Consider the following 19230-nt stretch of genomic DNA (forward strand, 5'->3'; position numbering starts at 1 on the left):
CTGCTCTCGCACGTATCCGGTATTAGCTCAAGTTTCCCTGAGTTATTCCGAACCGAAGGGCACGTTCCCACGCGTTACTCACCCGTCTGCCGCTGACACCACAAGGATGCCCGCTCGACTTGCATGTGTTAAGCCTGCCGCCAGCGTTCGCTCTGAGCCAGGATCAAACTCTCAAGTTGAAGAGCTGATCAAAGCTGATCACAACATAAACGGAGGCTCACGACCGATCGGCGTTTCCACCAATCGTGTGAGCACCGAAACGTCAGACCAGCATCATCCTACTCACGATCCCACCCAGAGGCAGGATCCGCAGGGACGACGCCGTCCACGCTTCTCTTTCTCGTATGAACTTGTCAAAGAGCTGATCGGGCCTGACGCCCGATCTCGACCTTCCGAGAACAGAAAGCAGCGCCGGGTTGCCCCGGCCCTTGCTTCATCGTCTCTGGGAAGGTTCGTCGGAGCGGGCCGTTCGTCTCGGCGCCCCGTCGGTGAGCGGCTGTCTAAGGGTAGCCGGCTCGCCTGTCAACACGCCCGAACCCCGGAGGGTTTGGCCTCGACGACCGGAAACCGGGGCAGGGGACCTGTCCGGCTTCCACGATCGTCGTGTACCCTAGATGGGTATAAGCGCTCCCACTTCAAGGTCCGTCCGTCGCTACCCTATCGCGGCAGGGACGCCGCGAAGGCGCGGACGTCGTCCGCGAGAGCGGCAGGCTGCTCCAGCGCCGCGAAGTGACCGCCGCGCGGCATCTCGGTCCAGCGGCGCAAGTCCGCGAACATCGTCGCCTCGGCCAGCGACCGGGGAGGGCGGACCATCTCCCTCGGGAAGGCCGCGTAGGCCGTCGGTACCTGCACCTTCTCGCCGTCGGGGACCGGCCAGGGCCGGTGCAGACGGGAATAGTAGGGATGGAACGACGAGCCGATGGCACCGGTGAACCAGTAGAGCGAGATGTTGGCGAGCATCCGGTCGCGTGGGATCGCGGTCTCGATCGTGCCGCTACAATCCGACCAGGAGCGGAATTTCTCCACGATCCAGGCCGCGAGACCGGCGGGCGAGTCGGTGAGGGCGAAGGCGAGGGTCTGGGGCTTGGTGCCCTGGATCCACTGGTAGCCCGTCTCCTCCTTGAGCCAGGCGCCGACGCGCTCGTAATGGGCGGCCTCCTCCGGCGTCGCGTCGCGGCCGGAGAGGTCGCGGCGCACCGGCAGCATGTTGAGGTGAAGGCCCTCGACCCGCTGCGGGTGGCGCCACGCGAGACGCGTCGTGATGAAGGCGCCCCAATCACCCCCCTGCGTCATGAAGCGGTCGTAGCCGAGGCGCGTCATCAATTCCGAGAAATGATCGGCGATCTCCTCGATGCCGAGGCGCGGCTGGCCCGGGCGGAAGGACAGGCCGTAGCCCGGGAGCGACGGTGCCACCACCGTGAAGGCATCCTCGGGCCGGCCGCCGAACTGCGTCGGGTCGGTCAGGCGCGGGATCAGGTCGAGGAATTCGAACACCGAACCGGGCCAGCCGTGACAGAGGAGGAGAGGGCGCGGATTCGGACCTTTGCCCGGAACGTGCAGGTAGTGGATATCGATCTCGCCCACCCTCACCTTGCTCTGCGGGAAGGCGTTGAGCGCCGCTTCCTCGGCGCGCCAGTCGAACCGGTCGCGCCAATACGCGATCAGCTCGGCGAGGTAGGTCGCGTCGGTGCCGTAGGTCCAGGGCGCCTCGGGTGCCTGGTCGGGCAGGCGGGTGCGGGCGAGGCGTTCGCGCAGATCGGCGATGGCCGCATCCGGAACGTGGTAGGTGAACGGCTCTCCCGTCATCGGCGACTCCTCCCTTGCCAGTGGACCCCTTGCCGGGCCGTGGATCCCTTGCATGCGTCGGACCGGATGTCGCGGTCCGCGGCGGCGTGCTAGGCGCCCCGTCAAAGGTTCCGCTCGACGCGCGGATCTCAAGGGAGGAGGGCGGAAATGGCGCGATATCGCATCGCCACCATCGAGGGCGACGGCATCGGTCCCGAGGTGACGCAAGCCGCCATGGCGGTGCTGAGGGAGGCCTGCGGCGCCGGCACCCTCGCCTTCGAGATGCTGGAAGGCGGCGCCGGGCATTACGCCAAGAGCGGCGACGTGCTGCCGGACGACACCTTCGCGGGGTGCCGCGACGCGGATGCGATCCTGCACGGCGCGGCCGGCCTGCCGGGCGTCGTCTATCCGGACGGCACGGAAGTCGGCAACGACCTGCACCTGCGCCTGCGCTTCCGCCTCGATCTCTACGCCAACGTCCGGCCGGTCAAGCTGCTGCCTGGCGTGCTCTCGCCGTTGCGCGCCTTCGAGGGCGGCGGCATCGACTACGTCATCGTGCGCGAGAACACCGAAGGGCTCTATGCCAGCCGCGGCGCCGGGGTGCTGCTGCGCGACGAGATCGCCTCCGACAGCCTGGTCGTCACCCGCAAGGGCACCGAGCGGGTGGCCCGCTTCGCCTTCGACCTGGCGGACAAGCGCCCCGGCGCGCCCCGGGACGGCCAGCGGCGGGTCACGGTCTGCGACAAGGCCAACATCCTGAGGTCTTACGCCTTCTTCCGCCGGGTCTGCGACGAGGTGCATGCCGGCTACACGGGCATCGCCATCGACTACGCCTATGCCGACGCGATCACCGTGCACCTGCTGAAGCGGCCCGACTTCTACGACGTGATCGTGGCCGAGAACATGTTCGGCGACATCATCTCGGATCTCGGCGCCGCCACGGTCGGCGGCATGGGCATCTCGCCCTCGGGCGAGATCGGCGACGGCCACGCCCTGTTCCAGGGCGCCCACGGTTCGGCGCCGGACATTGCCGGGCAGAACGCCGCGAGCCCGGTCGCCACCATCCTGTCGGGGGCGATGATGCTGCGCTGGCTCTCCGACCGGGCCGGCGACGCGGAGCTGGGCCAGGCGGCCGACCGGGTCGAGGCGGCGGTCGCGGCGACCCTGCGCGAGGGGCGGGCGGTGCCGCGCGACCTCGGCGGGAGCGCCAGCTGCACCGAGGTGACCGAAGCGGTGCGCCGGGCGCTCGCCTGATTTTTTTTCGAGGAGACACAGCACCATGACGAAGCAGCGAGTGGGCGTCGTCGGCGTCGGCCTGATGGGTCACGGCATCGCCCTCAACATCGCCCGCAAGGGCTGGCCGCTCGGCTATCTCGACCATCCGGGCAACCAGCCGACCGACGACCTCGACGCCTTGGGCGCGTCGCGCCACACCGACCGGGCGTCCCTCGCGGGCGCGAGCGAGGTGATCATCCTGTGCGTCACCGGTACGCCGCAGGTGGAGGATGTGCTGCTCGGGGACGGGGGAATGCTGGCCTCCCTGCGCCCCGGCACGGTGGTGATCGACTGCTCGACCGCGATCCCGGCCTCGACGGCGGCGATCGCCGCGGCGGTGACGCGCGCGGGCGGGCGCTTCCTCGATGCGCCGATGACCCGCACGCCGAAGGAGGCGGCGGAAGGCCGGCTCAACCTGTTGGTCGGGGCCGAGCCGGAGCTGTTTTCCGCCATGCGACCGCTGCTCTCGGCCTTCGCGGAGAACATCTTCCATGCCGGGCCCGAGGCCGGGGCGGGCCACACCCTGAAGCTCCTGCACAATTACGTCTCGCTCGGCTCCGTCGCCCTGATCGCCGAGGCGGCGGCCTGCGCCGGCAAGGCGGGGATCGAACCCGAGATCCTGGTCGACGTGCTGCGCAAGGGCGGCGGCTACGGCGCGGCGCTCGATCGACTCTCGCCCTACCTGCTTACCGGCGATTCCTCGCCGATGAAGTTCTCGATCGCCAATGCCCGCAAGGATCTGAGCTATTACGTGGCGATGGCCGAGGGGTTGCGGGCGGAGCACGCGGTCGCCGACGGGGTCTTCGCCGACCTCGATCGCCTGGTCGAGGCCGGGCATGGCGGCGACCACCTGCCGCTCCTCGTCAAGCACTTCTCGGCGAGGGACTGACATCATTTCCAGATGATTTCCGGACATGGGATTACCAGCCCGTCCGGCGTCAGAGCGAAGCCGAAATCCGCATTGCGAAGCAATCAGGCGGATTTCGTATGACAGAGAACTTGCCCGGCCGGGACGGCCGGGTATCGTCGCGGCCCCCGTACCAGGGAGCCGCATCCGATGCCCGACCTCTCCGCCTTCCCGATCACCGCGCGCTGGCCGGCCCGGCACCCGGACCGGATCCAGCTCTATTCCTTCCCGACCCCGAACGGCGTGAAGGTGTCGATCGCGCTCGAGGAACTCGGCCTCGCCTACGAGGCGCACACGGTCCAGATCGGCAAGAACGAGACCTGGAATCCCGAGTTCCTGTCGCTCAATCCCAACGGCAAGATCCCGGCGATCATCGATCCGGACGGGCCGGGCGGGACGCCGCTGGCGTTGTTCGAATCGGGTGCGATCCTGCTCTACCTCGCCGAGAAGACCGGGCGGCTGATCCCCTTCGATCCGGCCGGGCGCTACGAGACCGCGCAATGGCTGTTCTTCCAGATGGCGGCGGTCGGGCCGATGTTCGGCCAGCTCGGCTACTTCCATAAATTCGCCGGCCGCGAGATCGAGGACAAGCGGCCGCTGAACCGCTACCGCGACGAGTCGAAGCGTCTGCTCGGCGTGCTGGAATCGCGGCTTGCCGGCCGCGAGTGGATCATGGGGGCCGAGTACACCATCGCCGACATCTCGCTCATCGGTTGGGTGCGCAACCTGATCGGGTTCTACGAGGCGCGGGAGCTGGTGGAGTACGACGCGCTCACGGCCGTCCCGGCCTGGCTGGAGCGGAGCCTCGCCCGGCCGGCGGTGCAACGGGGACTGGAGATCCCGCCGCGGGGGTGAGGCGCGCGCGATGCGGCCCCGGTGGGCCGCATCGCCGTCACAGGCCGAGGTCGCTCAAGCCCGGATGGTCGTCCGGCCGCCGGCCGAGGGGCCAGTGGAACTTGCGGCCGGACTCGGTGATCGGCACGTCGTTGATCGAGGCCTCGCGACGGCGCATCAGGCCGGCCTCGTCGAATTCCCACTGCTCGTTGCCGTGCGAGCGGAACCAGTGGCCGGAATCGTCGCGCCATTCATAGGCGAAGCGGACCGCGATGCGGTTCTCGTGATGGGCCCAGACCTCCTTGATCAGGCGGTACTCGAGCTCGCGGTCCCACTTGCGGGTGAGGAAGGCCACGATGGCCTCGCGCCCGGAGAGGAACTCGGCCCGGTTCCGCCAGCGGCTGTCCGGCGTGTAGGCCAGCGACACCCGGACGGGGTCGCGGCTGTTCCAGGCATCCTCGGCGGCTCTCGCCTTGGCGGCGGCGCTCTCCGCCGTGAAGGGCGGCAGCGGCGGGCGGGTCTCGGTCATTGCGGCACCTTTGCAGGGAGCGGAACGCCTCGCGGCCCTCCCATTCGAACGTCAGGCGAGGTCGAGCATCAGGCGCAGGTTCTGCACCGCGGCGCCCGACGCGCCCTTGCCGAGATTGTCGAGCCGCGCGACCAGCACCGCGTGACGGTGCGTGTCGGAGCCGAACACCCGAAGCTCCAGCGTGTCGGTGCCGTTCAGCGCCTCGGGCTCGATGCGCTCGCGGTGCGCGCCCTCCTCGGCCCCGGTCACCACCTTGACCAGCCTGGCGTCGCGATAGCGAGCGACGAGGGCAGCCTCGATGTCGCCCGGGCTCGGCTGGCCGGGCAGCAGGTCGAGGTGCAACGGGATCGATACCAGCATGCCCTGCCGGAAGTTGCCGACCGACGGTACGAAGATCGGGCGCCGGGTCAGGCCGCTGTATTTCTGCGTTTCGGGCAGGTGCTTGTGGCCGAAGCCGAGACCGTAGAGCTGGAAGGCCGGCGCCTCGCCGGCCTCGTAGGCCTCGATCATCTTCCGGCCGCCGCCGCTATAGCCGGAGACCGCGTTGATGCTGATGGGAAAGCCGGCCGGGATCAGCCCGGCATCGAGCAGCGGCCGGAGCAGCGCGATGGCGCCGGTCGGGTAGCAGCCCGGATTGGAGACCCGACGCGAGGCGCGGATGGCCGCCTCCTGCTCCGGTGCCAGCTCGGCGAAGCCGTAGGTCCAGGTGGGATCGACCCGGTAGGCGGTGCTGGCATCGAGGAGCCGTGGGCCGCCCCCGGGCAGCGAATCGGCGAGCGCCGCCGTCTCGCGCGAAGCGTCGTCGGGCAGGCAGAGCACCACAAGGTCGACCTCGGACATGAGGGTGCGCTTCGCCTCCGGGTCCTTGCGGCTCTCGTGCGGGATCGATCGCAGCTGGATGTCGTCGAAGGCTTCCAGGCGCTCGCGGATGCCGAGACCGGTCGTGCCGGCCTCGCCGTCGATGAAGACGCTCGGGCTGTGCTTGCGGGTCATGGCGAAAGCTCCGTGGGCGAGAACCCCGTGCGCGAGGCGGACGAGGCCGGGCTGCGCGCGCGTTGATTGCGGGCGGGGGGCCGTCGAGTCAATCGGCAACGACGGTCCGCGGGATGCGAGTGTGCCGGCCGTTCCGTGACGGTTGCGTGTCGCATCGCTATCCACAGCGGCGTGCGCCCCAGAGGAACCCGCCCCTCGCCGCCCGGTTGTGCTGGCAGATCGCAGCAGACGACACCCGGAGATCATCATGGCCGGCACCGCCAAGAAGACCGATCCCAAGCTGTGGGAGAAGGTCAAGAAGGACGTCACCCGCTCGTCGAAGGGCGGCAAGCCCGGCCAATGGTCGGCCCGCAAGGCCCAGATGGCGGTACAGGAATACAAGGAGGAGGGCGGCGGCTACGAGGGCAAGAAGACGTCCGACAACCACCTCAAGCAATGGACCGACGAGGAGTGGGGCACCAAGTCGGGCAAGACGAGCGGCGAGACCGGCGAGCGCTACCTGCCGAAGAAGGCCCGTGAAGAATTGTCCGACGACGAGTACAAGCGCTCCACCGCCAAGAAGCGCGCCGACAGCGCCGAGGGCCGGCAGCACTCGAAGCAGCCGAAGGACGTGGCGAAGAAGGCCGCCGCGGCGCGCAAGGCGTCCCACGCCGGCGGCAGCCGGGGCGGGCCGACCAAGGCCGAGCTGATGCGGAAGGCGCGGGCGAAGAACATCCCGGGCCGGTCGAGCATGTCGAAAGGCGAGCTGGAGCGGGCGCTGAACGCCTGAGAATCTTGAGCCGGCAACGAGAAAGGGCGGGCCCCTGCGGGCCCGCCCTCCTTTTGCAACAACCGAAAGGGCCGCTCAGCGCTTCGAGAACTGGAAGCTGCGGCGAGCCTTCTTGCGGCCGTACTTCTTGCGCTCGACCACGCGCGGGTCGCGGGTCAGGAAGCCTTCGCGCTTCAGCGGGGAGCGCAGCTCGGGCTCGTAGTAGGTGAGGGCCTTGGACAGGCCGTGGCGCACCGCGCCGGCCTGGCCGGAGAGGCCGCCGCCGGCCACCGTGACGACGATGTCGTACTGGTCGACGCGGTTGGCCACCTGGAGCGGCTGCTGCAGGATCATGCGCAGCACCGGGCGGGCGAAGTAGGTGTCGACCGGGCGGTCGTTCACCGTGATCTTGCCGGCGCCCGGCTTGATCCACACGCGGGCGATCGCGTCCTTGCGCTTGCCGGTGGCGTAGGCGCGGCCGAGGGAGTCCAGCTTCTGGACGTGGACCGGGGCCTCGTTGGTCTCGCCCTGCGAGAGGGAGGCCTTGTTGGCCTGGCCGAGGTCGGCGAGGGACTGAAGGGTCGCCATCTTACGCGCTCACGTTCTTGCGGTTGAGAGCGGCGACGTCGAGCGTCTCCGGCTGCTGGGCGGTATGGGGATGCTCGTTGCCCTTGTAGACCCGGAGGTTGCCCAGGATCTGCCGGAACAGCGGGCCGCGCGGCAGCATGCGCTCCACGGCCTTCTCGACGACGCGCTCGGGGAAGCGGCCCTCGAGGATGAACTTGGCCGACCGCTCCTTGATGCCGCCGGCATAACCAGTGTGGTGGTAGTACACCTTCTGGTTATATTTGCGGCCGGTGAACTTCACCTTCTCCGCATTGATGACGATGACGTTATCGCCGCAATCGACGTGGGGCGTATACTGGGGCTTGTGCTTGCCCCGCAGACGCATCGCGATGATCGACGCCAGGCGGCCGACCACGAGGCCCTCCGCGTCGATGATCACCCACTTCTTGTCGACGTCGGCGGGCTTCAGCGAAAAGGTCTTCATCGCGGATAGGTCCCGGAAGTCTTGACGAAAAAAACAGGACGCCGCCGCGGTCAGTGACGAGCGCGCAGCGGCGATGGCCGGCTCAGTACCGGACGTTCGCGCCGGCGTCAAGCGAACCGAAAAACCCGAAACGGCGAAAAAGCGAGATTTTCGAGCGGCTTCGTTGTAGCGGTATCATGATACCGCTATTTGGGCGGGATCGCGTAGGTGCCGGTGGCGTGGCAGACGAGATCGTCCCGGCCCCGGCTCCGGATCAGAACCTCGCCGACGGCCAGCGAGCGCCCGAGCTTGAGCAGGCGCGCCTCGGCCAGGAGATCGGCCTGCGCCGGCTTCCTCATGAAGTTGAACGACAGGTTGGTGGTGACCGCGAGCGCCACCGGGCCGATCTGGCCTAGGATCGCCACGTAGAGCGCCACGTCGGCGAGCCCCATCATCGCCGGGCCGGAGATCGTGCCGCCGGGACGCAGGTGCCGCTCGTGGTAGGGCAGGCGCATCGTGGCGGTCATCGGGCCGACGCTCTCGACCACCGGGCCCGGACCGCCGTGATGGATCTGCGGAAAAACCTCGTCGAGGAAGGCTGAGACCGCCGCGCGGTCCATCATCGGGGTCACAGGCATGCGGGGAGCGTATCCGGTCATCGTTGTGCACGATCTTGCAGCACGGCGCCCGGCACCGGACAATAGGCCATCCGTTGCCACGCAAGCCGAGACCGCATGTCCGAGACCCTTCTCCTCCGGCACGACCGCGACGGCGTCGCGACCGTGACCCTCAACCGGCCGCGGGCGCGCAACGCCCTGTCGCACGCCCTCCTCACGGCCCTGTCGGAAGAATTCGCCCGGCTCTCCGCCGACGAGAGCGTGCGCGCCGTGGTGCTGGCGGCGGAAGGACCGGCCTTCTGCGCCGGCCACGATCTCAAGGAAATGACCGCCTACCGGGCGGATTCCGATCGCGGCGCGGCGCGGTTCAAGGCTTTGTTCGACCTCTGCTCGTCGGTGATGATGGCGATTCCTGCCCTGCCGCAGCCGGTGATCGCGGCCGTCGAGGGCATCGCGACGGCGGCCGGCTGCCAGCTCGTCGCCTCCTGCGACCTCGCGGTCGCCGGGACCGAGGCGCGGTTCGCGACGCCCGGCGTGCAGATCGGCCTCTTTTGCTCGACCCCGATGGTGGCGTTGTCGCGCAACCTGTCGCGCAAGGCCGCGATGGCGATGCTGCTCACCGCCGAAATGGCCGAGGCCGAGGAGGCGAGGGCGCTCGGCCTCGTCAACCGGGTGGTGCCCGCCGGCACGGCGCTCGGCCAGGCGCAAGGCCTCGCCGCCGGGATCGCGGCCCGCAGCGCCTACACGGTGCGGGTCGGCAAGCGCGCCTTCTACGAGCAGCTGGAGATGCCGTTGGCCGAGGCCTACGCCCATGCCGGGCGGGTGATGACCGAGAACATGCTGGCCCGCGCCGCCGAGGACGGGATCGCGGCCTTCCTCGACAGGAAGGCGGCCCGATGAGCACGCACGATCGATACGACGACGAGGCGCTGCGCAAGATCTTGCGGCAGGTCCGCAGCATCGCCCTGGTCGGCGCCTCCGCCAACCCGGCCCGGCCGAGCTGGATCGTCACCAAGTACCTGCTGGAGCGCGGCTACCAGGTGATCCCGGTCAATCCGGGCCTCGCCGGGTCTGAGCTTCTCGGCCGCCCGGTGGTGGCGCGGCTCGCCGACCTCACCCACCCGGTCGACATGGTCGAGATCTTTCGCAACTCCGAGGCCGCCGGGCCGCTCGTCGACGAGGCCCTCGCTCTCGATCCGCTGCCTCGGGTGATCTGGATGCAGCTCGGCGTGCGCAACGATGCGGCCGCCGCCCGGGCCGAGGCGCGGGGCGTCACTGTGGTGATGAACCGCTGCCCGAAGATCGAGTACGGGCGGCTGTCGGGCGAGATCGGCTGGACGGGAGTGAATTCCCGGATCCTCAGCGCCAAGCGGCCGAAGCTGGCGGCGAAGGGATTCCAGAAGCTGACGATCGAGGAGCGATAGGGCGTTCCGAGGCCCGCCCATGCTCTCGGCGGCACTGAGCCCCAACATGACATCCCGGGGCCGCTACGCGGAACCCGGGATCCGTCACCGCTGACGTATCAGGACGAAGCGGACGGCGATCCGTTCGGCTCACTATCGTCAGCGGTGATGGATCCCGGGGGCTCGCCGTCAGCGAGCCCAGTGACGACGCAGTATCCTGTGACGAGCGCTTGAGACGAAGTCTCCACACACCACCTACAGCAACGTCCCCTTCAGGATCACCAGCGCCACCGTGAAGTAGATCACCAGTCCCGACACGTCGACCAGCGTGGCGACGAACGGTGCCGACGCCGTGGCGGGGTCGAAGCCGACGCGCTGGAGGATGAAGGGCAGCATCGAGCCGGTGAGCGAGCCGAACAGCACGATGCCGACCAGCGCCGTGCCGACCGTGACGGCGACGAGGAACCAGTGCTCGCCGTAATCGTAGAAGCCGAGCTTCTGCCAGATCACGATCCGCACCACGCCGATCGTGCCGAGGATCGCCCCCAGCGTCAGGCCGGCCGGGATCTCGCGGAGCGCCACCCGCCACCAGTCGCGCAGGCGCACCTGATGGAGCGCCAGCGCCCGGATCAGCAGCGAGGTCGCCTGCGAGCCCGAATTGCCGCCCGAACTCATGATGAGCGGAATGAACAGGGTCAGCACCAGCGCCTTCTCCAATTCGCCCTCGAAGCCCTGCATGGCGCTGGCGGTGAGCATCTCGGAAAGGAACAGCACGCAGAGCCAGCCGGCCCGCTTGCGGATCATGGTGAGGAAGTTGATCGACATGTAGGGCTCGTCGAGCGCCTCCATGCCGCCGAAGCGCTGCACGTCCTCGGTCTGCTTCTGGATCATCGCGTCGATCACGTCGTCGACGGTGACGATGCCGACGACGTGGTTGCTCGCATCGACCACCGGGATCGCCAGGAGGTCGTATTTCGAGATCAGCCGGGCCGCCTCGTTGCGGCTGGCATCGGCCGAGACCACCACCGGGCGCCGGTTGGGCGCCACCGACAGGATGGTGTCGTCGGGATTGCCGGTGATCAGCCGGCGCAAGGGAACCGCCTTGGCGAGCGCTCCCGTGCGCGGATCGAGCACGAAGATCGAGTAGACGGTCTCGCGGGTACGCTCGACCTTGCGGATGTAGTCGAGGGTGAGCCCGACGGTCCAGGTCGTCGGCACGGCGACGAACTCGGTCGTCATGATCGAGCCGACGCTCTCCTCCGGATAGGCGATCAGCTTGTCGACCGCGCCGCGGGTCTCGGCGTCGAGGCGGGTGCGCAGGTCCGAGCGGCCGGGCTCCTCGATTTCCTTGAACACGTCGGTGACCCGGTCGGCCGACATGCCGGACAGGAACGAGGCGACGCGGTCGCGCGGCAGCATCTCGATGATGTCGGGGGCGCAATCGAGCCCGGGCTGGTCCAGCACCTCGACGGCGCGGTCGTGCGGCAGGCTGAGCAGGATGGCGGCGGCCACCTCCGGCGCCTCCCGGTTCAGGGCTTCGACGATGTCCGGGGCGCTCTCCTCGGCGAGGCGCGCGGCGAGGGAAGCAGGCTCGACGGGGGTGTCGATCACGGTATCGATCATGGCTCACCTACTCGGCGCTGGGCGTCGGCCGGCCGTCCCCGGCCGGTCGCGGTGAGCCGCCCGGGGAGCGGGCGCGCGGGACCTCAGGCCGGAGACGGCAAGGGCGGTCGACTGTGACTGTCGCTCGGCATGAAGTGGAGGGTGTCCGGGATGGCCGCGATGCCAAGGGGGGATCGCGGGCGGCCCGTCACTGCGCCGAGCCCCGCGCGCCGTCAAGAGGGGAACCGCGAGCGCGGCACCGGAATTCGTAAGCGGATGCAGAACAGCCCAGAGCCCCCTGGAAACCTTACGGAAATCTTCGGGGAATTCCGGTCGCCGCGGGAGCCACGATGGCCACGACACGCAGCCTCACCTTCTCGGAATTTGCCGCCTCCGTCGCCCGGGCGGCGGGGCGGCCCGTCACCTTCGCGGCCAGCCTGCTCCTCATCGCGGTCTGGGCGCTGACCGGGCCGCTGTTCCACTACTCGGATACCTGGCAGCTGATCATCAACACCGGCACCACCATCGTGACGTTCCTGATGGTGTTCCTGATCCAGAACACCCAGAACCGCGACGGGGCGGCGATCCAGGCGAAGCTCGACGAGCTGATTCGCGCCAGCGCGGCGCAGAACGCCTATATCGGCATCGAGCACCTCACCGAGGAGGAACTCGATTCCCTGCGGGCCCGCTGCGAAGCGCGGGCGCGGGATTTCCGCCTGAGCGACGCTGCCGACGCGGCCGAGGAGAGCGCCAACGCCAAGGCCGCGGCGGCGGCCCGGGCCGCCATCGGCTCCTGAATCCGCCTCACGCGCAAAGCTGGCGCGAGGCCTCCATCTCGTTGCCCATCATCCGGGCGAGCCGCAGGATGTCGGCGATCACGAAGGGCTTGGTCACGAAGATGCTGCCGGGCACCGCCATGCGCGTCAGGTTGGCGGTGGTCGAGGAATAGATCACCGGCCGGTGCGGCTGGATCTGCCGGTAGACCTCGGCCACGCTCCAGCCGTCGACGAGGCCGGGGAGCCGGATGTCGGTCAGGAGCCAGTCGATCCGGCGGCCGTGCTCGCGCAAGAGGGTCAGCGCCGCCTCGCCGCTCGAGGCGGTCAGGGTCTCGAGTCCGTGCTGCTCGCACAGGGTCACGAGCAGCTCGAGCAGCATGTAGCTGTCCTCCACGATCAGCACGCAGGGCTTGGAGCCGGGCTGAAGCGTCCGGGAGGAGGGCAGGGGCGCGGGCATCGGGAGGAATCTCGGCCGTCGGTCGGGAGACGGTCGGGCCATTTGGTTAACGAAGCGTCAACTAGGCCGGGGCGCGGCACCGCCGTGCTGCATCCACCGCGACGGGGCGCATGTTGCCGGAATGCCACGTGCCATCGCGCAATACTCCGTCGCCGGCCGGTGCCGCAGCGTGGCCGTATTTGAACGGTGTGTGGCGCTCGGCTCCGCGCTTCCGGCGGGGCTCGGCCGGGCGGTACGCGAACCGCACGGAGACGCGCCTACGGGCAAGGGACCGTCAAGCTTGACGGAACCTTCGCTTAACCGGCCGGGACTAGAGACGAATGCGTGTTGTGGTGGCGTCGCCGGGCCCGTGAGCCGCTCGCGCCGCGCCGGGTGCGGCCCGGATACGGGGCCGCCAGAGGAGTTTTGGTCGATGTCGCTGCCGCTCGCGCCCCTGCGCGCGCTCAAGATTACCGCCGCGTGCGCGCTCGCCCTGTCGATGGCAGCCTGCGCCAGCAACAACGACCTCGCCGACGCCTCGGCGGCCTACGGCGCCGGGGGCGCGGGCGGCTACGGCCGCGGCGGGCCGGCGACCCCGGGCAGCGCCCAGGACTTCGTGGTCAATATCGGCGACCGGGTGTTCTTCGAATCCGATTCGACCGACCTGACCGGGACCGCCACCGCGACCCTCGACAAGCAGGCGCAGTGGCTGCAGCGCTACCCGCGCTACACGTTCCTGATCGAGGGCCATGCCGACGAGCGCGGCACCCGCGAGTACAACTTCTCCCTCGGCGCCCGCCGCGCCCAGGCCGTGCGCGACTACCTCGCCTCCCGCGGTATCGGCGCGAACCGCATGCGCACCGTATCCTACGGCAAGGAGCGCCCGGTCGCGGTGTGCAACGACATCTCGTGCTGGTCGCAGAACCGCCGGGCCGTCACGGTGCTGGACGGCGGCGCCGGCTCGTGAGCGGCAGGGGCGGCCCGAGGCCGTCCCGTCGTCATGCCGAATGGAGGGGGCGGCCCGCGCCGCCCCTTTTGCGGGGAGCCGCGGCATCTGCTAACCCGCGCTCCCGACAGCGGACCCGCCGCCTGACCCGAGCCGTGATGCGCCCCGCCATGCTTCGCCGCCTGATTCTCGCTCCCGCCCTGGCCGTGTCCGGGCTGGCCCTCGCCGCCGCCTGCCCGGCCGCGGCCCAGGACGCCGCCGAGTTCGTGGTACGCCTCAACCGGCTGGAGAACCAGTCGCGCCAGATGGCGGGCCAGATCGAGTCGCTCCAGTACGAGAACCGCCAGCTCAAGGAGCAGCTGCGCAAGTTCCAGGAGGACGTCGAGTTCCGCTTCCAGGACGCGAAGGGCGGCCAGCGCCCGGCGGCGGCGACCCCGCAGCCCAAGCCCCAGAAGCGCAGCGACGCCTTCGACCCGTCGCAGAACCCGGGCGCGCCGGGCGCGCCGCAGGCTCTGGGAGGCGCCCCGCAGGCGCTCGGCGCGACGACGCCGTCCCAGGCGCCGCGCGCCGCGGCCGCCGCCCCGGCGACGCCCGGCGCCACCGCCGCCCTCGCGCCGCCCCGCGCGGCGATCGAGGACGAGACGCCGGATTACGGCGAGCCGGTGGACCTGCGCCCGCCGTCCCGCCCGGCGGCCGCCGCGCCCGCCCCGGCGCCGCGGCCCGCGGCCAGCGTCGCCGCCACCGGCACCGGCGACGCAAAGGCGGATTACGAGGCGGCCTATGCCTACGTGCTCCAGCGCCAGTACGAGCAGGCCGAGATGAGCCTGCGCCAGTTCATCCAGTCACATCCCCGCGATGCCCTGGTGCCGGACGCGACCTACTGGCTCGGCGAGAGCTACCTGCAGCGCAACCGCACCCGCGAGGCGGCGGAGCAGTTCCTGAAGGTCTCGACCGACTACGCGCGCTCGCGCAAGGCCCCGGACGCGATGCTGAAGCTCGGCGCCTCGCTCAACGCGCTCGGCGCCCGCGAGCAGGCCTGCGCCACCCTGGCCGAACTGGAGCGCAAGTTCCCGCAGGCGTCCTCCACCGTGAAGCAGGGCGTCGACCGGGAGCAGCGGCGCGCGCGCTGCGCCGCGTGAGCCGCGCCGCATGAGCGGCCTGGATGGTCCACTCGCGACCGAGGAGGGGACCGGCCTGCTCGCGCCCTGGATCGGGTCCGGCACGGCCTACCGGGCTGCGATCCTGGCGGTGTCCGGCGGACCCGATTCGACGGCGCTGATGGGCTGCGCCGCCCAGGCCGGCGCCCGGATCCCGCTCGTCGTCGCCACCGTCGATCACGGCCTGCGGTCCGGCTCGGCGGCGGAGGCCGAGGGGGTCGCTGACCTCGCCGGCCGCCTCGGATTGCCGCACCGGACGCTCGCCTGGTCCGGCCCGAAGCCGGCGGCGCGGCTGCAGGAGGCGGCGAGGTCGGCACGCTACCGCCTGCTCGCCGGCCTCGCCGCCGAGACCGGCGCCGACCTCGTCCTCACCGCCCATACCCTCGACGATCAGGCCGAGACCGTGCTGATGCGCCTGTGCGCCGGCTCCGGCCCGTCCGGCCTCGCCGGCATGGCGGCGGCCCGCCCCCTTGCCGGTCACATTGCCGCTCCCCGTGCCGGCCTCCTCGATGCCCCCCTCGACGGTCTCACCCTCGCCCGGCCCTTCCTGACGATCGCGAAGGCGCGCCTCGTCGCGACCTGCGAGGCACGGGGCTGGCCCTATCATCGCGATCCGTCCAACGCCGATCCGCGCTTCGGCCGCGCCCGCCTGCGCCGGCTCCTGCCGCTCCTTGCCGAGGAGGGTCTCACGGCAACCCGCCTGGCGCGGCTCGCCGGGCGCTTGCACCGCGACGAGGCGGCGCTCACCGCCGCCGCCGAGACGGCCTTGCGCGATCTGCGGCGCCAAAATCCCGGTCATGATCCCGGGGGGGAGGGGCGCCTGGTCCTCGACGGGCCGGGCCTCGCGGCGCTGCCGGAGGCGGTGACCCTGCGGGTGGTCGGGCTCGCGGTCGCCTCCCTGCACGGCTCGGCGGCGGAGCCCGATGCGGCCCCGGCGCGGCTGGAGCGGCTGGAGCGGATCGTCCTCGGTGCCCTCCTGCCGGCCTTGCGGGCGGGCACGCCGTGCCGGCGCACGCTCGCGGGCCTCCTCCTCACCGCCGGGGCGGGCCGCCTGATCCTGGCGCCCGAGCCGCCGCGGCGGACCGCGCCGCCGCGGGCGGGGTGACGCCGAGAGCGACGACCGACCGTCCCGCCGGCCCGCGGCGCCGCAGGTGCCGGCGATTACTTGGCAACCATCGGGCGGGTGCCTACATTGCGTTCCGAGTGCCGGCACCCACCCCAGCACGCCCGCGCGGTGCCGCGCTCCTCAGGGATTGACTCTTCGATGAACCCCAATTTTCGCAATTTCGCCTTGTGGGTCGTCATCTTCCTGCTCGTGCTGGCCCTCGTGACCCTGTTCCAGAATCCGGGTCACCGCTCGGGCGGCGGGGAGATCGCCTACAGCCAGCTCCTGAACGACGCCGAGGCGGGCCGCATCCAGAACGTGGTCATCTCCGGCCAGGAGGTGAGCGGCACCTATACGAGCGGCGGCACGTTCACGACCTACGCGCCGAACGACCCCTCGCTGGTCTCGAAGCTCCAGGGCAAGGGCGTCACCATCACGGCCCGTCCGCCGTCGGACAACACGCCGTGGTTCATCGCGCTGCTGGTCAACTGGCTGCCGATCCTGGTGTTCATCGGAGCCTGGATCTTCCTGTCGCGCCAGATGCAGTCCGGCGCCGGCCGGGCCATGGGCTTCGGCAAGTCCAAGGCGAAGCTCCTGACCGAGGCCCACGGCCGCGTCACCTTCGAGGACGTGGCGGGCGTCGACGAGGCCAAGGAGGACCTGCAGGAGATCGTGGAGTTCCTGCGCGACCCGCAGAAGTTCCAGCGCCTCGGCGGCCGCATCCCGCGCGGCGTGCTGCTGGTCGGCCCTCCCGGTACCGGTAAGACCCTGATCGCCCGGGCGGTCGCGGGCGAGGCCAACGTGCCGTTCTTCACCATCTCGGGCTCGGACTTCGTCGAGATGTTCGTCGGCGTCGGCGCCAGCCGCGTCCGCGACATGTTCGACCAGGCGAAGAAGAACGCCCCCTGCATCATCTTCATCGACGAGATCGACGCTGTCGGCCGTCACCGCGGCGCGGGCCTCGGCGGCGGTAACGACGAGCGCGAGCAGACCCTCAACCAGCTCCTCGTCGAGATGGACGGCTTCGAGGCCAACGAGGGCATCATCATCATCGCGGCGACCAACCGCCCCGACGTGCTCGACCCGGCGCTGCTGCGCCCGGGCCGCTTCGACCGCCAGATCATCGTTCCGAACCCGGACGTGATCGGCCGCGAGCGCATCCTGCGCGTCCACGTCCGCAAGGTGCCGCTCTCGCCCGACGTCGACCTGAAGGTGATCGCTCGCGGTACCCCCGGCTTCTCGGGCGCCGACCTGATGAACCTCGTCAACGAGGCGGCCCTGCTGGCGGCCCGCCGCGGCAAGCGCATCGTCACGATGCACGAGTTCGAGGACGCCAAGGACAAGGTGATGATGGGCGCCGAGCGGCGCACCCTCGTCATGACCGAGGACGAGAAGCGGCTCACCGCCTATCACGAGGGCGGCCATGCCATCGTGGCCTTCAACGTCCCGGCGACCGATCCTGTCCACAAGGCGACGATCATCCCCCGCGGCCGGGCGCTCGGCATGGTCATGCAGCTGCCGGAGCGCGACAAGCTGTCGATGTCCTTCGAGCAGATGACCTCGCGCCTCGCCATCATGATGGGCGGCCGCGTCGCCGAGGAGATGATCTTCGGCCACGACAAGGTGACCTCCGGCGCCCAGTCGGACATCGAGCAGGCGACCCGGCTGGCCCGCATGATGGTGACCCGCTGGGGCTTCTCGCCGGAACTCGGCACCGTCGCCTACGGCGAGAACAACGACGAGGTCTTCCTCGGCATGCAGGTCAACCGGCAGCAGAACGTGTCGGAGGCCACCGCCCAGAAGATCGACGCCGAGGTTCGTCGCCTGGTCGAGGCCGGCCTGCAGGATGCCCGTCGCATCCTCAGCGAGCGCCGGGACGACCTGGAGGCCCTGGCGCGCGGCCTGCTCGAGTACGAGACCCTCTCGGGCGACGAGATCCGCGACCTCATCAACGGCAAGCCGCCGGTGCGCGACGCCGGGGACTACCCGACGAACCCGACCCGCGGCTCGCCGGTCCCCTCCGCCGGCCGCGGCCGGCCGCGGGAGAATGACGGCGGCTACGAGCCCCAGCCGCAGGCCTGACGCCTGGGGCGGGCGGCCCGGAATCCACACCGGCCCATATTCGCCACAGGGGCGGCGGGATCATTCCCGCCGCCCCTTGTCGTTGCGGACAAGCCTCAAAATAACCCACACCGCGTGTGACCGCGTCCGGGGACAGCGGCGCTCATCGTGCACGGCTCCGTGCGAGGTGGGCGAGGGCCCGGGACGGGACAGGGAGTTGATAGCCGTGCGTAAGTATTTCGGGACCGACGGCATCCGGGGCCGGGCCAACGGCGTCATCACGCCGGAACTCGCGCTCAAGGTGGGCCAGGCCGCCGGGCTCGTGTTCCAGCGCGGCGACCACCGCCATCGCGTCGTGATCGGCAAGGATACCCGCCTGTCGGGCTACATGATCGAGACGGCGCTGGTCGCGGGCTTCACCTCGGTCGGCATGGACGTGCTGCTGCTCGGTCCGATGCCGACGCCGGCCGTCGCGATGCTCACCCGCTCGATGCGCGCCGATATCGGGGTGATGATCTCCGCCTCGCACAACCCGTTCGAGGATAACGGCATCAAGATCTTCGGACCCGATGGCTTCAAGCTCTCCGACGAGGTCGAGCGCGAGATCGAGCGCCTGATCGACGCCAGCCTCCAGACGAGGCTCTCCGGCTCCCACGACCTCGGCCGCGCCAAGCGCATCGAGAGCGTGCATGCCCGCTATATCGAGTTCGCCAAGCGCACCCTGCCGCGCAACCTCACCCTCGACGGCCTGCGGGTCGTGGTCGATTGCGCCAACGGCGCCGCCTACCGGGTCGCACCCGAGACCCTGTGGGAGCTCGGCGCCGAGGTCATCGCCATCGGCACCGAGCCCGACGGCTTCAACATCAACCGCGACGTCGGCTCGACCGCGCCCGAGGCCCTGATCGGCAAGGTGCGCGAGCTGCGCGCCGATATCGGCATCGCCCTCGACGGCGACGCCGACCGGGTGCTGGTGGTCGACGAGAAGGGCCGGCAGGTCGACGGCGACCAGCTGATGGCGGTGGTCGC

Annotated in this window: 19 protein-coding genes, 1 rRNA gene and 1 pseudogene; 12 read left to right on the forward strand and 9 right to left on the reverse strand. The window is 70.1% G+C overall.

The features are described from left to right. Together G4G93_RS34360 and G4G93_RS34365 are read right to left on the reverse strand one after the other, a co-directional pair. Positions 1–179 (reverse strand): 16S ribosomal RNA (locus G4G93_RS34360); the annotation flags it as partial. A gap of 478 nt (positions 180–657) precedes the next feature. Then, on the reverse strand, positions 658–1806 hold the full coding sequence (locus G4G93_RS34365; RefSeq protein WP_165091763.1) for an epoxide hydrolase family protein: 1149 nt from the start codon (positions 1804–1806) through the stop codon (positions 658–660). 147 nt (positions 1807–1953) lie between these two features. Here G4G93_RS34365 and G4G93_RS34370 point away from each other — a divergent pair, with 147 nt between their 5' ends. The 3 genes from G4G93_RS34370 (at position 1954) to G4G93_RS34380 (ending at position 4822) form a co-directional block, all read left to right on the forward strand. Beyond that, positions 1954–3039, forward strand: a complete 1086-nt coding sequence (locus G4G93_RS34370) for an isocitrate/isopropylmalate dehydrogenase family protein (protein WP_165091764.1) — start codon at positions 1954–1956, stop codon at positions 3037–3039. 25 nt (positions 3040–3064) lie between these two features. After that, positions 3065–3949 (forward strand): NAD(P)-dependent oxidoreductase, encoded by an 885-nt coding sequence (locus G4G93_RS34375; RefSeq protein ID WP_165091766.1) that lies wholly within the window; start codon positions 3065–3067, stop codon positions 3947–3949. A 168-nt stretch (positions 3950–4117) separates the two neighbouring features. After that, entirely contained in the window at positions 4118–4822 is a 705-nt protein-coding gene (locus G4G93_RS34380; RefSeq protein ID WP_165091767.1) for a glutathione S-transferase N-terminal domain-containing protein, read from the forward strand. A 37-nt stretch (positions 4823–4859) separates the two neighbouring features. Here G4G93_RS34380 and G4G93_RS34385 read toward each other — a convergent pair whose 3' ends face one another. Beyond that, positions 4860–5330 carry a DUF1348 family protein gene (locus G4G93_RS34385; protein ID WP_165091769.1) on the reverse strand — a complete coding sequence of 157 codons (471 nt, stop codon included), beginning with the start codon at positions 5328–5330 and terminating at the stop codon, positions 4860–4862. A 51-nt stretch (positions 5331–5381) separates the two neighbouring features. Then, entirely contained in the window at positions 5382–6323 is a 942-nt protein-coding gene (argC, locus tag G4G93_RS34390; protein WP_165091770.1) for an N-acetyl-gamma-glutamyl-phosphate reductase, read from the reverse strand. 247 nt (positions 6324–6570) lie between these two features. Between argC and G4G93_RS34395 the strand changes: the two genes are divergently transcribed. Next, a complete protein-coding gene (locus G4G93_RS34395; RefSeq protein WP_165091771.1) occupies positions 6571–7092 on the forward strand; it encodes a DUF5872 domain-containing protein in 522 nt (173 codons plus the stop codon). A 75-nt stretch (positions 7093–7167) separates the two neighbouring features. Here the strand turns inward: G4G93_RS34395 and rpsI are convergent, their stop codons facing one another. The 3 genes from rpsI to G4G93_RS34410 all read right to left on the reverse strand — a co-directional run bounded on the left by rpsI (position 7168) and on the right by G4G93_RS34410 (position 8739). Next, positions 7168–7659 (reverse strand): 30S ribosomal protein S9, encoded by a 492-nt coding sequence (gene rpsI / locus G4G93_RS34400; RefSeq protein WP_165091772.1) that lies wholly within the window; start codon positions 7657–7659, stop codon positions 7168–7170. 1 nt (position 7660) lies between these two features. Continuing rightward, a complete protein-coding gene (rplM, locus tag G4G93_RS34405) occupies positions 7661–8122 on the reverse strand; it encodes a 50S ribosomal protein L13 (protein ID WP_060847471.1) in 462 nt (153 codons plus the stop codon). A gap of 185 nt (positions 8123–8307) precedes the next feature. Then, a complete protein-coding gene (locus G4G93_RS34410) occupies positions 8308–8739 on the reverse strand; it encodes a PaaI family thioesterase (RefSeq protein WP_165091773.1) in 432 nt (143 codons plus the stop codon). A gap of 96 nt (positions 8740–8835) precedes the next feature. Between G4G93_RS34410 and G4G93_RS34415 the strand changes: the two genes are divergently transcribed. After that, positions 8836–9618, forward strand: a complete 783-nt coding sequence (locus G4G93_RS34415; protein ID WP_165091774.1) for an enoyl-CoA hydratase — start codon at positions 8836–8838, stop codon at positions 9616–9618. After that, positions 9615–10142 (forward strand): CoA-binding protein, encoded by a 528-nt coding sequence (locus G4G93_RS34420; protein ID WP_165091775.1) that lies wholly within the window; start codon positions 9615–9617, stop codon positions 10140–10142. Before G4G93_RS34415 ends, G4G93_RS34420 begins: the two co-directional genes overlap by 4 nt. 234 nt (positions 10143–10376) lie before the next feature. On the opposite strand, the gene mgtE is transcribed toward G4G93_RS34420, so the two are convergent. Next, a complete protein-coding gene (gene mgtE / locus G4G93_RS34425) occupies positions 10377–11744 on the reverse strand; it encodes a magnesium transporter (RefSeq protein ID WP_165091776.1) in 1368 nt (455 codons plus the stop codon). Between the two features lie 329 nt (positions 11745–12073). Between mgtE and G4G93_RS34430 the strand changes: the two genes are divergently transcribed. Next, positions 12074–12520 carry a low affinity iron permease family protein gene (locus G4G93_RS34430; protein WP_165091778.1) on the forward strand — a complete coding sequence of 149 codons (447 nt, stop codon included), beginning with the start codon at positions 12074–12076 and terminating at the stop codon, positions 12518–12520. Between the two features lie 7 nt (positions 12521–12527). Here the strand turns inward: G4G93_RS34430 and G4G93_RS34435 are convergent, their stop codons facing one another. Next, positions 12528–12956, reverse strand: a complete 429-nt coding sequence (locus G4G93_RS34435) for a response regulator (protein WP_165091779.1) — start codon at positions 12954–12956, stop codon at positions 12528–12530. A 412-nt stretch (positions 12957–13368) separates the two neighbouring features. Between G4G93_RS34435 and pal the strand changes: the two genes are divergently transcribed. The 5 genes and pseudogenes from pal to glmM form a co-directional block, all read left to right on the forward strand. Further along, on the forward strand, positions 13369–13902 hold the full coding sequence (gene pal / locus G4G93_RS34440) for a peptidoglycan-associated lipoprotein Pal (RefSeq protein WP_165091780.1): 534 nt from the start codon (positions 13369–13371) through the stop codon (positions 13900–13902). 149 nt (positions 13903–14051) lie between these two features. Next, positions 14052–15020: a tol-pal system protein YbgF gene (gene ybgF, locus G4G93_RS34445; protein WP_165091785.1), complete on the forward strand. Its 969-nt coding sequence runs from the start codon at positions 14052–14054 to the stop codon at positions 15018–15020. Between the two features lie 10 nt (positions 15021–15030). Then, the gene (tilS, locus tag G4G93_RS34450) at positions 15031–16143 is read left to right on the forward strand and encodes a tRNA lysidine(34) synthetase TilS (RefSeq protein WP_165091782.1); all 1113 of its coding nucleotides are present in this window, start codon (positions 15031–15033) and stop codon (positions 16141–16143) included. Between the two features lie 159 nt (positions 16144–16302). After that, positions 16303–18225, forward strand: a complete 1923-nt coding sequence (gene ftsH / locus G4G93_RS34455) for an ATP-dependent zinc metalloprotease FtsH (protein ID WP_165091784.1) — start codon at positions 16303–16305, stop codon at positions 18223–18225. Between the two features lie 205 nt (positions 18226–18430). Next, positions 18431–19230: pseudogene (gene glmM, locus G4G93_RS34460) on the forward strand (phosphoglucosamine mutase); the annotation flags it as partial.

The organism is Methylobacterium sp. DB0501, assembly GCF_011043735.1.
In the GTDB taxonomy this organism is placed as follows: Bacteria; Pseudomonadota; Alphaproteobacteria; order Rhizobiales; family Beijerinckiaceae; genus Methylobacterium; species Methylobacterium alsaeris.